General features: G+C 45.2%; 17 protein-coding genes and 1 rRNA gene. 6 read left to right on the top strand and 12 right to left on the bottom strand.

What is annotated here, in order from left to right; genetic code table 11:
* The first annotated feature begins 247 nt into the window (after positions 1 to 247).
* The gene (locus F6K63_RS34600; RefSeq protein ID WP_154659926.1) at positions 248 to 478 is read left to right on the top strand and encodes a hypothetical protein; all 231 of its coding nucleotides are present in this window, start codon (positions 248 to 250) and stop codon (positions 476 to 478) included.
* Here F6K63_RS34600 and miaB read toward each other — a convergent pair.
* Complete coding sequence (gene miaB / locus F6K63_RS34595; protein WP_008188664.1) at positions 419 to 1765, bottom strand: tRNA (N6-isopentenyl adenosine(37)-C2)-methylthiotransferase MiaB; 1347 nt, start codon at positions 1763 to 1765, stop codon at positions 419 to 421. The two genes, F6K63_RS34600 and miaB, sit on opposite strands and share 60 nt — an antisense overlap.
* Before the next feature lie 520 nt (positions 1766 to 2285).
* Between miaB and F6K63_RS34590 the strand changes: the two genes are divergently transcribed.
* Positions 2286 to 2477 carry a hypothetical protein gene (locus tag F6K63_RS34590; RefSeq protein ID WP_008188662.1) on the top strand — a complete coding sequence of 64 codons (192 nt, stop codon included), beginning with the start codon at positions 2286 to 2288 and terminating at the stop codon, positions 2475 to 2477.
* An 88-nt stretch (positions 2478 to 2565) separates the two neighbouring features.
* Here the strand turns inward: F6K63_RS34590 and F6K63_RS34585 are convergent, their stop codons facing one another.
* A complete protein-coding gene (locus F6K63_RS34585) occupies positions 2566 to 3990 on the bottom strand; it encodes a carotenoid oxygenase family protein (RefSeq protein WP_287314638.1) in 1425 nt (474 codons plus the stop codon).
* 162 nt (positions 3991 to 4152) lie between these two features.
* Here F6K63_RS34585 and F6K63_RS34580 point away from each other — a divergent pair, with 162 nt between their 5' ends.
* Complete coding sequence (locus tag F6K63_RS34580; protein WP_287314636.1) at positions 4153 to 4326, top strand: hypothetical protein; 174 nt, start codon at positions 4153 to 4155, stop codon at positions 4324 to 4326.
* On the opposite strand, the gene gloA is transcribed toward F6K63_RS34580, so the two are convergent.
* Entirely contained in the window at positions 4244 to 4672 is a 429-nt protein-coding gene (gloA, locus tag F6K63_RS34575; protein ID WP_287314635.1) for a lactoylglutathione lyase, read from the bottom strand. The genes F6K63_RS34580 and gloA overlap by 83 nt on opposite strands.
* Before the next feature lie 356 nt (positions 4673 to 5028).
* On the opposite strand from gloA, the gene F6K63_RS34570 reads away from it, so the two are divergent.
* Complete coding sequence (locus F6K63_RS34570; RefSeq protein WP_287314634.1) at positions 5029 to 5718, top strand: hypothetical protein; 690 nt, start codon at positions 5029 to 5031, stop codon at positions 5716 to 5718.
* 131 nt (positions 5719 to 5849) lie between these two features.
* On the opposite strand, the gene F6K63_RS34565 is transcribed toward F6K63_RS34570, so the two are convergent.
* From F6K63_RS34565 to F6K63_RS34540, 6 genes are all read right to left on the bottom strand, one after another.
* The gene (locus F6K63_RS34565; protein ID WP_154659924.1) at positions 5850 to 5987 is read right to left on the bottom strand and encodes a hypothetical protein; all 138 of its coding nucleotides are present in this window, start codon (positions 5985 to 5987) and stop codon (positions 5850 to 5852) included.
* A gap of 12 nt (positions 5988 to 5999) precedes the next feature.
* Entirely contained in the window at positions 6000 to 6632 is a 633-nt protein-coding gene (locus F6K63_RS34560) for a hypothetical protein (protein WP_287314632.1), read from the bottom strand.
* 57 nt (positions 6633 to 6689) lie between these two features.
* Positions 6690 to 6980 (bottom strand): RpnC/YadD family protein, encoded by a 291-nt coding sequence (locus tag F6K63_RS34555; protein WP_287314630.1) that lies wholly within the window; start codon positions 6978 to 6980, stop codon positions 6690 to 6692.
* A gap of 422 nt (positions 6981 to 7402) precedes the next feature.
* The gene (gene dtd, locus F6K63_RS34550) at positions 7403 to 7864 is read right to left on the bottom strand and encodes a D-aminoacyl-tRNA deacylase (protein WP_287314629.1); all 462 of its coding nucleotides are present in this window, start codon (positions 7862 to 7864) and stop codon (positions 7403 to 7405) included.
* 384 nt (positions 7865 to 8248) lie between these two features.
* Positions 8249 to 8695 (bottom strand): hypothetical protein, encoded by a 447-nt coding sequence (locus F6K63_RS34545; protein ID WP_287314627.1) that lies wholly within the window; start codon positions 8693 to 8695, stop codon positions 8249 to 8251.
* Between the two features lie 4 nt (positions 8696 to 8699).
* Positions 8700 to 9548, bottom strand: coding sequence for a hypothetical protein (locus F6K63_RS34540; RefSeq protein WP_287314626.1), 849 nt, complete (start codon positions 9546 to 9548; stop codon positions 8700 to 8702).
* 531 nt (positions 9549 to 10079) lie between these two features.
* Here F6K63_RS34540 and eno point away from each other — a divergent pair.
* Positions 10080 to 11378 carry a phosphopyruvate hydratase gene (gene eno / locus F6K63_RS34535; protein ID WP_008188642.1) on the top strand — a complete coding sequence of 433 codons (1299 nt, stop codon included), beginning with the start codon at positions 10080 to 10082 and terminating at the stop codon, positions 11376 to 11378.
* Here eno and F6K63_RS34530 read toward each other — a convergent pair.
* Positions 11369 to 11581, bottom strand: coding sequence for a hypothetical protein (locus F6K63_RS34530; protein ID WP_287252782.1), 213 nt, complete (start codon positions 11579 to 11581; stop codon positions 11369 to 11371). The two genes, eno and F6K63_RS34530, sit on opposite strands and share 10 nt — an antisense overlap.
* Before the next feature lie 18 nt (positions 11582 to 11599).
* Positions 11600 to 12658, bottom strand: a complete 1059-nt coding sequence (gene argC / locus F6K63_RS34525) for an N-acetyl-gamma-glutamyl-phosphate reductase (protein WP_008188640.1) — start codon at positions 12656 to 12658, stop codon at positions 11600 to 11602.
* 909 nt (positions 12659 to 13567) lie between these two features.
* Between argC and ribBA the strand changes: the two genes are divergently transcribed.
* The gene (ribBA, locus tag F6K63_RS34520) at positions 13568 to 15247 is read left to right on the top strand and encodes a bifunctional 3,4-dihydroxy-2-butanone-4-phosphate synthase/GTP cyclohydrolase II (protein ID WP_008188638.1); all 1680 of its coding nucleotides are present in this window, start codon (positions 13568 to 13570) and stop codon (positions 15245 to 15247) included.
* A gap of 165 nt (positions 15248 to 15412) precedes the next feature.
* Here ribBA and rrf read toward each other — a convergent pair.
* Positions 15413 to 15530 (bottom strand): 5S ribosomal RNA (gene rrf / locus F6K63_RS34515).
* Positions 15531 to 15537 lie beyond the last annotated feature (7 nt).

Below are 15537 nucleotides of genomic sequence, written 5' to 3'. Positions count from 1 at the left end.
TCCTAGCTCTTTCAATATCCATTGTTCCATATTTGTGATAATAGATGCCAGAGGCGATTCTAGCAAGAACACACACTTGACTCTTTTTGTCAAGTTTTATGTTAAGAAAGATGTTTATAAAGCATAGCTTACTAAGGGGGGAAGGGAAAGCGGATCCCCCCTAACCCCCCTTACTAAGGGGGGAAGGGAAAGCGGATCCCCCCTAACCCCCCTTACTAAGGGGGGAAGGGAATAGGGAACAGGAAGTGTGGGAAGTGTGGGAGGTGTGGGAGGTGTGGGGAGTGAGATGAGTAAGTGGCTCCCCAAGACCTCACTGCATGGTTACTCCCGATTCCCGATTCCCGATTCCCGATTCCCGTTCCCCTCCTGGGAGGGGTTAGGGGTGGGTTCCGATTCCCGATTCCCGACTCCCGATTCCCTATTCCTCTACTCGCTCACCAGTCAAGCTAAAGGCACGAGCTTCGGTAATTTTAACTAGAACTAGCTCACCTTTAAGGTGATTAATATCCCCAGAGAAGAACGTGAGACGATTTCCTTTGGTTCTGCCCATCACTTGAGTATTGTCTTTGGGATTCTGGTCTTCCACCAGCACTTCCTCAATCCGTCCCAGATAACGTTGCGATCGCTCAGCTGCTTTTACCGCAACTAGGTGGTTGAGACGTTGAAGGCGATCGCATTTGACCTCCTCAGAGAGCTGATTTTCCCACAATGCGGCTGGTGTGCCAGGACGAGGGGAATAGGCAGCGGTATTGAGCTGGTCAAAGCCAATATCTTCTACTAGTTTTAGGGTATTTTCAAATTGTGCTTCCGTTTCCCCAGGAAAGCCCACAATCGCATCTGCACTAATGGAGGCATCGGGCATATAGTCCCGAATGGTATTAATAATCCGGCGATATTTCTGGTGGGTATAGCCCCTTGCCATAGCTTTGAGAATATCGTTATCCCCAGATTGGAAGGGAATGTGGAAATGTTCGCACACTTCCGGCAACTCATGACAGGCGCGGATCAGCCGTTCTACAAAGTAGCGGGGGTGACTAGTAGCAAACCGGAGCCGCTCAATGCCTGGCACATTGCTAACATAATACAGTAAATCTGTCAAGGTGTGCTGATGCCGCCCCGATTCAGTCACCCCTGGTAAGTCACGTCCGTAAGCATCAATATTTTGTCCTAATAGGGTGATTTCCTTATAGCCAAGCCGTCCCAACTCCTCCATTTCTGCCCGAATCGCTTCTGGAGTACGGGATTGCTCTAAACCTCGGACATTGGGCACTACACAGTAGCTGCAGCGTTCGTTACACCCATAAATTATATTTACCCAGGCGCTAATGCTGCTGTCCCGTCTTGGTTTAGTGATGTCTTCAACAATATGAATTGGTTCTGTAGCAACTAGCTGGTTGCCATCAAATACCTGGTCTAGCAAATCCCCCAAACGATTGGCATGTTGGGGTCCCATGACTAAGTCAACTTCTGGGACTCGCCGCAGCAGTGCTTCTCCCTCCTGTTGTGCCACACAACCAGCTACTACCAAGGTCAGGTCTGGTTGTTGGTGTTTGCGCTTTGCCTGTCTTCCTAGGTAGGAATAAACCTTTTGCTCAGCATTATCTCGAATGGTGCAGGTGTTGTAGACAATTAAGTCAGCCTCGTTGGGATTTTCTGACCACTGGAAGCCGATATCCTCCAGAATTCCAGCCATCCGCTCGGAGTCGGCTTTGTTCATCTGGCAGCCAAAGGTGGTGATATGGTAGCGGCGGGGAAATGAGGTCATCTTACGTTAAACAGCTAAGGATTCGATCAGGGGATCTTCTCTAATTATAGATTTCTCAGACCTACTCCTCTTGCTGATCCCTATCCCAAACCTAAATTACACCCCTAGACAAAACCTATAGATATAGCAGTCGCCAGGGCAGTTAGGACATGACAAAAGTCTCAAACCTAAGTAAGCGCAAGAGTTTGACTTCTGACTTCTGACTTCTGACTTCTGCTATAGTTGCCAGCATTTTTCTCTAATCAACATTTTATTAACCAAAATTTTTGTCTGGTTGCTTTACCTTGCTTGACTATTTAATCATATCCGTAAATACACTTATTTTAAACATAAAGCTATTTGTATAAATCCCTAAAATCATCGTTTTTTGTTGGCTTTTATTAAGTTAAAATAGTGTCTTTTTTGCTGGTTTGATTATTTTAATATTTTTTGATTAATTTAGTTTTTATTGAAAATTCATGCTGATTTTGCTGGAAAAGTTTTGAAGTAATGAGTAGAAACTTTGAGCAAGGTCACCACAATGGGTTTTCAAAGATATATCTTTTTGTCTACTCTGCTAGTTACAGTTTTAGGAGGTAATTTTTACTATGGTGAGTCTAGTTTTGGACAAGGGTACCATTCTGATTCGGTTTACCAGCAATTACTAGCTGTACAGGAAGAAAGTTGTCCTCCAGGAAGCGGACGGCGAGAGACTTCTGATTGTTTAAATTGAAAGCCTTTATCCTTAAAAAAATGGCTATATCCTGCTGGAATTGATAACTACAGTTCAGGGTAATTTATCAGGTAAATTTAAAAGATAACTACCTGGATTTCCACTGACCATGAAAGCTTAAGGGGATAACCTTTGGTAATCCCAGACGACATATCGGTTCTTGATTTAGGGTGTTTCTACCAAATACCATCACTTCACTAGTATCAGAATTACCGTCATACACCACTGTTAATATCCAACCCTGGTCAGGATTCAGGCTATCCGTTACATAGACTGGTTCCGAGGGATAGCGATTTTCTCCTAAATCAGCCACAATCAAGGTGCCAGTTTTGTGGTCAAAACATCCAATTGCACCCAATAATTCTTTACTAATATCGACGACTTCGCGATGTACTGATAAATAAGTATGAAGTGAGTATTGTCCTACTCGCTGTTGCGGCACTACAGGAAATTCACAGCTTCTATCCAACAACTGTTGTAACTGCACGACCTGACCAGTGTCAGGATTCAGTCGGGCTTGCCACAGGGTTCCTTTCGCTTCGGTCTTAGTTTGACCAGTGGCAACTTCTTTCAAATACTGATTGGTCTGAAAGTCAGCATAACGGACAAAATCAATCACGATCAAGCCATCTTTCTCCACATAACCATTGCTGAAGTGCCACTGATACCAGGGTTCAGCTTCACCGCGACTGACTACACTAAGGCTGTCACAGTCTACAACAATAATTTGGGTTGACTTATTTGGGTGCCACTCCATAGCATCACCATAGCTGCACCAACCCAGAGCTACTTTTAGGAAATTCACTCGCACTGGGGGTACAAAAAATACTAGATACGGCCCAGCCAGAACAAAATCATGGATGAAGGGCAAACCCTCTAACTGTACTGACCCTTGTTGGATAATTTTGCCAGTGGAATTGCTTTTGTAAATGTTGAGTCTGCTATTAAGTTCAGCCGTCAGTCCAAAGTTGAAAATCTCTCCAGTTTTGGGATCAATCTTGGGATGGGCAGAAAAGCTTGCTCCTTTGCCTAGGCCAGATAAGTCATCAGTGCCTCTGGTTTCTAAGGTCTGGAGGTCCAAGGCATGGGGATGACCACCTTCCCATAGGGCTAACAATTTATCAGGTAATGGTAGCACTGAGGTATTGGCAGCATTTTTAACTGGCTTACTCCAGCGTTTCCAGATTGGTCCTGGTGTTGTCATGCCATAGTTGGGGTACAGTAATTTGTCAGCAGCTGCTTCTGCTTGATAGCCAGAGGTTTGGACGTAGCGATAAACTCCTGTGGCACCAGCAGGGGTAAAATGTACTGCTAAAATCGCCCCATCACCATCAAACCAATGTCCAACAGCTACACCACCTCGCTCTAACCGTGCAGGACCATTTGTATACAGAGAACCTCGCAACCCTTCTGGGATTTTGCCAGAAATGACCGGAAGGACTGTAGGCGGAAATTCAGTTGCCGGTTTTGCGATCGCATTCGCCCAGCCTTTTGTTGTAGATGCTTGATTCATCGTTGCTATAGCAGTTGTCAAAGGGAGCAGGGAGCAGGGAGCAGGGAACAGGGAAGAGTGTGGGGAGATGGGGAGATAGGGAGATAGGGAGATAGGGAGATGGGGAGATAGGGAGATAGGAAACATTTTTATAGCTTTTCTGATATTTACCAGGTAAACTCAATGTTCTTAGCCCGATTCCCGATTCCCGATTCCCGATTCCCGATTCCCGATTCCCAACTCCCGATTCCCGACTCCCGATTCCCGATAGTTATTACCCAGCTACTGCTGTCGCTTCTGGTTTCTGGGCAGACTCCTGATCTTTGCGCTGGATCAGTTCAATCTTGTATCCACTAGGGTCTTCCACAAAAGCAATCACTGTTGAACCGTGCTTCATCGGTCCTGGCTCCCGCACTACCTTACCACCAAGAGATTTAATTTGGTCGCAGGTTTGGTAGATATCGTCTACACCAAGGGCAATATGACCGAAAGCATCCCCGATGTTGTACTGATCAACCCCCCAGTTATAGGTTAGTTCAATAACCGTGTTGTCAGATTCATCCCCGTAGCCTACAAATGCTAAGGTAAATTCTCCCCCTGGATAGTCCTTCTGACGGAGCAGCTTCATGCCTAGGACATCGCAGTAAAACTTGATCGATTCCTCAAGATTGCCGACTCGCAGCATTGTGTGTAGCATTCGCATTAGCTTAGTGTCTCCTCTTGAATCTAGCTAATTCGGTTCTATTTTATAGCAGTTGTTAGAGGGAGCAGGGAGTCGGGAGTCGGGAATCGGGAGTCGGGAGTCGGGAATCGGGAATCGGGAGTCGGGAATCGGGAAAAAATCCTGTTTACCTCATAAGTTTTGATATCTGAAATATAATTGAGAACCCAGCGCTATACCTCGAATTGTGATCAAGGTCGGGTTTGGAGGTCTCTCTACTATACATGGCATAGTTTAGCAGTTTCTTGTGTCTACAATAGAGTTGATTATTCCACAGTTCATGTAGTGCGATCGCATAAGCGCGGAAGCTGAGGCCGTAGGCCACGCTTTGCGAACGCGTGACTCGCGTGACTCCCATAGCGGCTCAATGCGCGCGCATCGCATTTTCCGATTCCCGATTCCCGATTCCCGATTCCCGATTCCCGATTCCCTTCAACCAACTAACCTTGGCCTTTGGCCACGCTACGCGAACAACCCTAAACATGGTCACTTGGGATCCCTATCTAGCATCAATCCGTAAAGAGTACGACCAATGGTGGCAAGTTTATACCCTGACCGATGTCGAAGACCGCAAGCGCAAGCAGCAGCAACAGACTCCTGGGCTGTTTAACTTTAACCTAATGGTGCAAACCATGAAGTTAGAGCAGCTACAAACAGACCAGAATCAGGAAGAAACTGAGCGCTTACCTGTCCTAGAAGGATTGCGCAAGTATGCTGCTGACCATGTCTTACTGGTGGGACGTCCGGGTTCAGGCAAATCCACTGCCTTAGTGCGATTGTTGGGGGATGAAGGGATACAAGGAAAAATTCCGGTGCTGGTGGAACTGCGATATTACCAGACATCGGTGCTGGAGTTAGTACGGAATTTTGTGAAACGCCATGGTGTACTGCTGGACTCCACGGAAATTGAAAGACTATTGTTTAGACTTCGCGGCAGTTGTCGGGAACAGGGAACAGGGAACAGGGAACAGTGGACAAGAATTGACGCAAACACTATTAGAAAAATACTTTTGCAAGAGGTCTATTGATGGACAATTCTGGTTACTGATCGATGGCGTGAACGAGCTACCGTCAGCAGCAGGATACCAAGATTTGACTCAGTTTCGGAGGGATTACCAGAAGACTCAGGGTCCCGGACTTGGTGCTTTGGATCATTATTTCATTGACTTGTAGAGAGTCGGGAGTAGGCGGGAGTGATGTGGAATGGGCATCTTGCCCGTTTCCTGGTATCACAAATGCGAACGCGCCCCGCGTGACCAAAGGTCAATCGCGTAGCGTGGCCTACGGCCAATCGCATCTGTGATAGTGCTCAATTCTCCTGACTAACCTGATGTTGTGCCAATAGCTGCTCAAATTCCTCAAGGGAGTTACTCTCAAGAGAGTGATCAATCAACTGTTCCAACCCAGAGATATCGTCTATGCCATTAATCGCTGCCACCAATTCCGGTGATACCGATTCAAAGCGCTTTTGTAAAATTTTAACTACTGTCCCTTGAAAGCTTTTCCGAGATTGTTGAAGTCCTTGTTCCAGACCCCTTTTCATTGCCCTTTCTGACCCTCGACTAATTAAAGGCATCTGTCTTTCCTCCTGATAACGTTCGAGTTCTTGATTCAGCTCCTGTTCTAACTGTTCCGGTAAAGCCATCATCTGGTCAATACACTGGAATAGCTTCACTATATCGTTTTTACTATAACCTTGTTCAAAAAGTCTCCGAACCAGGTACCACTTCCATCCCTTGCGCTCCATCGGTTGTTTATGGGTGGCTTTGGTTTTTAAATGAGCCATCACCACTACTGCAAAGGGATTGGTACTCGATTCGAACACCTGCCACATTGACTCATACTTGAGTAATTTAATAATCGGAAATTCTAGACTCAGCCGACAACCTCCCAAGCCATATTCATAGGACGATGGAGACCAAGACGCATTCTCATCCCCCAATACCGCTAAGCTAATTACAGGTTTTTCGTAGAGGTCAAATGCCCTGTAATGATATTGCTACATTCGCTTGGCAAAGGTTGATTCTTTTTGGCTTTGTACCTCTACATGAATCAAGACCCAAGTTTCATTTCCACCACAGAGCCACACCTGGAATAATTTATCAGCGATCCGTTTTCCTGACTCGGCAGCACCAACTATCTGCTGTAGCTCTGTATCAAGGGATTGGGGTGTCTGATTCCAATCAATCAGAGTGTGAACTTCGGGAAAGCAAAACTGTAAAAATGACTCAAAATAGGCTTGTAATGCTTCTTTCCAAGGATTGTCATAGTCAGCTATTGGTTCACTCATTTCTATCTTTTCAGACTACACTAATAATCAAAATTATCTAACCATAAATATATCAATTTTGTCATTGATTTAATGGCATTAAATGTATAAAAATATATAAAAAAAAATAAGATTAGGAATAAATAAATACTAAAATTACTGAAAGCAATCTCTAGGATTTATAAAATAGGTTAAGTACACAATTTTTAAATTTTATGGAAATTGTTCTAGTTCCTGGTAACCATGACCTCAACTGAAAGCAAAAGAGGCTGATCAGTAATGCGATCGCATCCCATTACTGACCTTGGATTTATGGAACAACTTGCCCAAGCTAAATTCCGCTTATTATTCCATTCACTTTTATTGAGTCGGGAGCGGTGCGACCCGTGATGGTGAGCAATCCCTCGGCATCACGGAAAGCGCACCGAAGGAGTCGGGAGTACTTACCTTACTAATGCTTCTTTCTCCAACAACAGTGTCACAGGACCATCATTTTCTATCGAAACTTCCATCATCGCACCAAACTCACCAGTTTCTACCCGTAAGCCACTCATCCGTAACTTATTCACAAATAGTTGATATAGTGCCCTAGCGTATTCTGGAGCAGCGGACTGACTAAAGGAAGGGCGGCGTCCTTTGCGACAATCTCCATAAAGGGTAAACTGGCTAACCACCAATAGCTCACCACCTATATCCTGCACGGACTTTTCCCAACGATTATTACCAGTAGTTTCGTCTGGAAATAGCCTTAATTCTAGACACTTTCGCAGCATCCAGTCTAATTCAGCTTCCGTATCAGTATCCGCAATACCGACTAGTAGGTTAAGCCCTCGCCCTATTTTCCCAATAACTCTTCTATCTACTTCGACTTGAGAAGATTTTACTCGTTGGATGATTACGCGCATATGTAGCAGTTCTCAATTGGCTGAGGTACAAATTTTTGGGTTTTAGGGAACAGCGGATCTGGGAATAGGGAACAGGGAGCATACAGGAGTTAAGAGAAAAGTCGGCAGTCGAAAAAAATTTTATGTACCTCATTAGATTATAAAACAATACGAAAGGCCATTTTAATAAAAATGGATTTTTTTAATCCATAAAAGCTTGATTTAGTAAGCTTCAGAGCAATTATTTTATACTCATTTATAATCGCCACACTAGGCCACCATTTATTCCCGATTCCCGATTCCCGATTCCCGATTCCCGATTCCCGATTCCCAGATCCGCTGTTCCCTCTTAAAAACTTATGATACCTACAAACTAATTAACGATAATACCAAAAGAAAGGCAATTTATAACAGATAAGTAATGCAAACGCTACGGTTTAATAAACCATCCCAAAGATAGCCTTGACGTTTGGGACTATTACTGCGCTTAAAGGTACGACTCCAGCCAGTAAAAATAGCTGGACTGCGCAAGTTAAACTCCTGAGTCAAAATTTCCTCAATTTGTCCCAAACGGGGATAGAAACCGCGCTGGAAGTGCTTCCATTGACTTTCCAGAATCCAGAAAAACAGGGGAATAGCACACCCAATCAGGGCGATGCTATTCTGTTTCTCTTTTAAGACCATGCGCACAACCACACCAGTGGCCGTAATCCCCAAGGCTTTAATCACCCAGATTTGTTTGTTGTAATCTTCTACAGTAGTTTGCAGGAAAAAATATTCCTGTTTGAGCAGATTTAGCTCGAATTCTGAGCCCGATGGGGGTTGGGGGTCGATGGGTGATGGACTAGACATAACGTTAGTGTTCAAGTAACACAAAGTGTTTGTTGTGCAAAACCTTTTGCATCGCTTCCATCTGAGCTTTGGCCTGTTGCAGCTGACTTTGAAGTTGCTGAATATCTTCCGATGGTAATGATGTTACTTCAGAATAGGATTGAAACCCAGTATGGGTTTGACCATTACCGACACCAGGATGCGTTCGCGTAGCGTGACCGTAGGTCAATCGCGTAGCGTGACCGTAGGTCAATCGCGTAGCGTGACCGTAGGTCAATCGCGTAGCGTGACCGTAGGTCAATCCCATGTACTCAACGGTTTTGGCTGGCCCCTTCACCGCAGATTTAGCTACTGGTTGATATTCTCTCGACCGAGTCTTAGTCACCAGTGGTTCACGGTTTGACTGGAAGCTAGAACTAGTATATACAGTGTAGTTAATTGGCTGCTGTGGCAATTTCTGATTGTCTATCTGATTGTCTATCTGATTCTCGATCTGATTTTCTAAAGGCTTATGTTGAGTAAGGTTCTGCTGGGATTCTGAAAGCCTAAGTTTTTCTAATAATTCTTCCTTTTTTTGACTTTGTTGTGCTAAATCTGATAACTGTGACTGAAGTTGGGATGACTGTTGAGCAGACTGTTGCCATCCTGCTATGGCGACACTGGCCATACCAGCTCCCAGGCTAATCACCGTTGCTAAGGTCAGGTAAGGCGTTGCCGCATCTCGCACATGACCGTAGAATAGTTGCTCCTCCTGTACTTTAATGGATAATGGCTGAGCACCGAACCAGCCTACGGGTAACGTCAGCCCAGCAAATACTGTTGCTGAAATCAATGCTGGTCTAAACACAAATTTCTGAAGTGGGGAGGAAATCATAGATGATATTATTGCCCTTAACAACAGGTCAGTAAGAGTCCCGAAACCCTAGTCATCTTAACTAGTCTTCCCCTAGCTTATTTAAAATAATTTTGGTTAGTTGTGAGCCAACTCTAAAATAATTGTGATTATTTTCAGCAATTTTCGTGAGCCATATCACAATTAGTATGGTCGAAATATTTAGGGCGATTATATCTACAATACTATAGGTATAGAAAACTGTGTAGTGTTGATGTTCCAGACCTTAAAGTGGCATACTCTCATCGTAAGAATTAAGTTATCAGCACCCAGTTATCAGCACTAACTAGTCAGTTTTTAAACCATGGCTGTTCGCGTAGCGTGCGCGTAGCGCTTAAGCTGATAGCTAATAGCAGATAGCTCAGATAGCAGATAGCTCACAGCTCCTAAGGGCTGAGATGGCTGACATCATTGATTAACTAGGAGATTGAAAAGAAGTGACATTCCTTTCTTATCCTAGAGCGATTTAACGATTAAGGCAGTTGCAATCTTTAGATAATTAGAGGAAAAAGCATGTTGACTAAATCAGAAACTGCAATTGCGGCAATTGATGCCAGAGAGATATTAGATTCTCGTGGACGTCCAACAGTAGAAGCCCAAGTGCGCCTTGTGAACGGTGCCGTGGGAATTGCCCAAGTTCCCAGTGGTGCTTCTACTGGTACTTTTGAAGCCCATGAACTACGAGATAATGACCCCCGTCGCTACGGTGGTAAAGGGGTACTCAAGGCAGTATCGAATATCAAAGAAAAACTCGGCCCAGACCTATTGGAAAACGATGCTCTCAACCAAATGTTGGTTGACCACAAGATGATTCATCGGGATGGTTCGGCCAACAAAAAGACTATGGGAGCAAATGCCATCCTAGCTATTTCCCTAGCTACAGCTAAGGCGGCGGCGGCCAGTAAAGGACTCCCCCTCTACCGCTACTTAGGTGGACCACTAGCTAATCTACTACCAGTTCCGTTGATGAATGTGATCAACGGTGGTGCTCATGCGGATAATAATGTAGATTTTCAGGAATTCATGATTGTGCCAGTGGGAGCGAAGTCGTTTCGAGAGGCTCTGCGCTGGGGAGCTGAGGTTTTTGCCGCCTTGGCTAAGGTTTTGAAAGAGAAAAAATTGCTTACCGGTGTGGGAGATGAAGGTGGCTTTGCTCCCAACTTGGGGTCAAATAAAGAAGCGCTAGACTTATTGATTGCGGCTATAGAAACATCTGGGTATAAGCCAGGAGAACAAATTGCTTTAGCGATGGATGTGGCAGCCAGCGAGTTCTACAAAGACGCTCAGTATGTCTATGATGGACAGCCTCACTCTCCAGAAGAGTTTGTTAACTATCTAGCTGAGTTGGTGGGGCAATACCCAATTGTTTCTATTGAAGATGGACTCCACGAAGAGGATTGGAGTAATTGGCAGTTGCTCACTGAAAAACTGGGTTCCCGTATTCAGTTAGTGGGTGATGACCTATTTGTTACCAATCCCACCAGGCTACAAAAAGGTATTGATATCGGTGCTGGTAACTCGATCTTGATTAAGCTCAATCAAATTGGTTCCTTGACCGAAACTCTTGAAACTATTGACTTAGCAACTCGCAACGGTTTCCGTTCCGTGATTAGTCACCGTTCTGGGGAAACCGAAGATACTACTATTGCTGATCTAGCGGTTGCTACTCGTGCCGGTCAAATTAAAACAGGTTCACTGTGCCGTAGTGAACGGGTGGCTAAGTATAACCAGTTGCTGCGGATTGAAGATGAATTAGGCGATCGCGCCATTTATGCTGGAACTTGTGGCATGGGACCGCTGTGTCAGGGTTGAAGGTTAGGAGGTTGAACGCGATTGCGTGGCCAATAGCCTAAGGTTAGGAGGTTGAAGGTTGAAGGTTGAAGGTTGAACGCGATTGCGTGGCCAACGGCCAAGGTTGAACGCGATCGCGTGGCCAATAGGCCAAGGTGATTTGGTGGGGAGTGTAGGAGGAATGGTTTTTTCCTATCTCCCACCACGTCTGGTGTCTTCTGCACATCGGTCCGACAACCGATTCACGGATAAAAACTCAGTTGAGGCAAGCCTAGGGTTTCGTCCCAACCCATCATCAGATTCAAACACTGTACAGCTTGACCAGCTTGACCTTTGAGCAAGTTGTCGATGGCTGACATAACGATAACTCGGTCAGTTCGGCTATCGACTTCTACCCCTATGTAACAAAGATTAGTGCCACAAGCCCACTTGGTTTGGGGATAGGTGCCACTGGGTAACACCCGGACAAAGGGAGAGGCGCGGTAGAAGGCTGTGTAAATAGTGAATAAATCTTCCCTGACTAGTCCCGGATCCTGCAATGTGGCATAAACGGTAGCTAGGATTCCCCTTACCATGGGAACGAGGTGGGGTGTAAATTGCACCCTGACTTCGTGACTGGCTAAATGACTGCAAATTTGCTCAATTTCTGGGGTATGGCGGTGATGGGTCACGCCATAAGGGGCTAGAGAGCTGTCAGCTTCTGCTAGTAAGAGATTGGTTTTTGCCTTGCGTCCACCCCCAGAAGTACCGGATTTGGCATCGATAATCGCAGTGTCTGGAATAATCAGACCCTGTTTGAGCAGGGGAGCAATGGCGAGCAGGCTGGTGGTGACGTAGCAACCAGGACAACCGACTAACTCGGCAGAGGAAATGCGATCGCGATACAGTTCCGGTAAACCATAAACAGCAGTAGCAGCGGTTTCTTGGTCGTGGCGCTCTCCACCGTACCAGCTTTTGTAAGTCTCAAGTTTACTAAATCGATAGTCAGCTGAGAGATCGAGAACTTTTAATCCTTTTGATAACAGTGATGGTGCTAGCTTATGGGCTAAACCGTTAGGCAACGACAGAAACACTACCTGACAACGGGATACAATAGTATTTATGTCAATAGGCTCAATGGTTAGATTAACACGATGGCCTAGATGAGGGTAAAGCTCGGCAAATCCCTTGCCAGCACTGCTTTCTCCACCCAAATAAACTACATCGACTCCTGGGTGATCCATCAAGAGCCTTACAAGTTGTACGCCACCATAACCAGAAGCACCAATTATGCCTACTGGCAGGCGTTCTAAATCCCCCATCATCTTCCTTTCCTATAGGGTAAGAGCTTTGACATCCTCCCCCACTAAGGGCTAATTGCTGGCTCAGTGGGAGATTTTCAACCTTGGGCCTGATTATACACCTGCTTGCGGGACTCTTGACTAGACCAAGAACAACCTCAGTCCCCGTCAGACCCTCTCCACAGGCATTTTCATTCACTGTCTTGGGAACAGTGGCTCAGTTTTCTACGTCCTGTTTTAGCACTATTTGTGCAGTTGCCACATCTGTTAGTCAATCCGATCACTAACAAAAATTATCCCCTAGCAACGGTTCGTTAAAACTGACTAAGTTTACCCTAATCCCTCAGTTATTGGCAACATTTGAATGGCACAAGACCAGTTGTGATTTCGTAAGCATTCAGCTATCAGCCCTTAGCGGTCAGCTTAAAACAAGCTATCCGGCTGACCAGTTCAACGGACTCAAAGCCAAAGACTATAAATTCCTCGCTCAGGGGAGGGAACTGATATTAAACGAATACTTACCTGTTTCATTCAAAAGCACCATCTGTAGCACCATCTGTAGCGCCTTAGCTGATACCTGACGGCTGAATGCTTACGTGATTTTCCAAATCACAAGGCGCTGACATCGGAACCTGCTTCTGGTGATTAAAAGCCTGGTCTATCTACCAAGCCAGCAGCCGAACTTCGATAGACTATACTAGAAACCAAGAACATCTAACCGGGTGCATCGAATATTTGTAAAAAAGGAAGTGTGGGGAGGGGGGGGAGTGTGGGAAGTGTGGGAATTTTCGGGGCAATTTTTGCCTAATTTCAGGCATTGAGATGCACCCATCTCACCTCATGTCAAGTGTCAAACTTGGGAAAATGAGCTATAATCATTCTCCCATTGATTTCAAGCCCATTCAATAATTAAACAAAAGCAGCAAGCAAGTGGAATCACCCAAAACTGATGTGTATAAGTTTGATAGCATTGATGATGCTCTGGCAGACCTGAAATCAGGTCAACCAGTGGTGGTGGTTGATGATGAAAATCGGGAAAACGAAGGAGACCTAATTTGTGCTGCACAATTTGCTACCCCTGACATGATTAATTTCATGGCAGTGGAAGCACGAGGGTTGATTTGTCTGGCGATGACAGGGGAGCGCTTGGATGCTCTAGACCTTCCCCTAATGGTGAGTAACAACACGGACACTAACCAGACAGCGTTTACCGTGAGCATTGATGCAGCACCCCACTTAGGGGTGACCACTGGTATCTCCGCTGAAGACCGTGCTCGTACTATCCAGTTTGCGATCAACCCAGTAACCAAACCCAGTGATTTGCGACGACCTGGTCACATTTTTCCCCTCCGTGCTAGAAAGGGAGGCGTATTGAAGCGGGCTGGTCATACGGAAGCAGGGGTTGACTTATCAAGATTGGCAGGTTTATACCCAGCGGGTGTGATCTGTGAAATTCAAAATGCTGATGGCTCCATGGCTCGCTTGCCAGAGTTGATTGAGTATGCCAATAAGCATCAACTCAAAATTATCAGTATTGCTGATTTAATCAGTTACCGCCTCAAACATGACCGCTTTGTTTATCGAGAATCCGTTGCCCAATTCCCCAGTAATTTTGGGAATTTCCAGATTTACGCTTACCGCAACACGTTAGATCACTCGGAGCATGTTGCCGTTGTAAAAGGAGACCCGACTCAGTTCAAAGACCATCAAGTGATGGTGCGGATGCACTCAGAATGTTTAACGGGAGATGCCTTGGGTTCTCTGCGCTGTGACTGTCGAATGCAACTACAAGCTGCCCTGAAAATGATTGAGAATTCCAGTGAGGGAGTCGTGGTTTATTTGCGGCAAGAAGGCCGAGGGATTGGTTTGGTGAATAAGTTGAAAGCTTATTCCTTGCAAGATATGGGACTGGATACCGTAGAAGCAAATGAACGTTTGGGATTCCCGGCTGACCTGCGAGACTATGGCATGGGAGCACAAATTCTCAATGATTTAGGAGTTAAGAAAATTTGCTTGATTACCAATAATCCTCGGAAAATCGCTGGTTTAAAAGGTTATGGATTGGAGGTAGTCGATCGGGTACCATTGTTGATTGAAGCTAATGACTACAATTCTAGCTATCTGGCAACTAAGGCACAGAAGCTGGGTCATTTGCTGTTGCAGACCTATTTAGTTACGGTAGCGATTCATTGGCAAGACCAGCCCCAGCAGGTGACAGAACGTTATCAGCGTTTAGAAAAGCTAAGGTCTCTAGCTCATAGTCAGAACTTATTATTGCAGGAGGAGTCACGACCTGTAGCGTCCGCAGTTTTTGAGAAACCTGCTTTAATGGTACACTTAGGGTTTGATCAGCCTGAGCTAGCAGCACTAGATTGGTACGAATCTAGTGACCATCCCTATGTTAATGCGATCGCTAATATTTTAGACAGCGTGATTGAATGGCCTGAGCTAAGATGCCTGGAATTTCTAGTCTCTTCTGGACACGATCCACTGACTAGTTTACAAATACTCTTAGACCGAGAGAAGTTTCCCTTGACTAAGCGACCATCTTCAGTGTGTGAGAATTTAACGACTCAGAAAATTTATAGTTTTGATCGCTCCATGGAGTAATATCAATTATTGCTTTTAGTCATTAGTTATTACTTATTTGTTAACCCAACACCCATGCTAATGATTTAATCTCTTTTAATTTCTTTGGTTGCTTGATATAGAAAAAGCCTCTTGCCAGTTTAGACAAGAGGCTTTTTCTATTAACTATTATTAAAATAATATATATCCTGGCACTGAGCTATTTTAGCAGGCAGCTACCCACCAACTATCTTCGCCGCAGCTACGTTTCACCTCCGAGTTCGGGATGGGGTCGGTGTGGTTCCGTAGCGCTATAAGCACCAGGAAGTGGT

Source organism: Moorena sp. SIO1G6 (assembly GCF_010672795.1).
Lineage (GTDB): Bacteria > Cyanobacteriota > Cyanobacteriia > Cyanobacteriales > Coleofasciculaceae > Moorena > Moorena producens.
The sequence above is the reverse complement of the archived record's forward strand: the minus strand, read 5'-3'. Positions and strand labels throughout refer to the sequence as shown.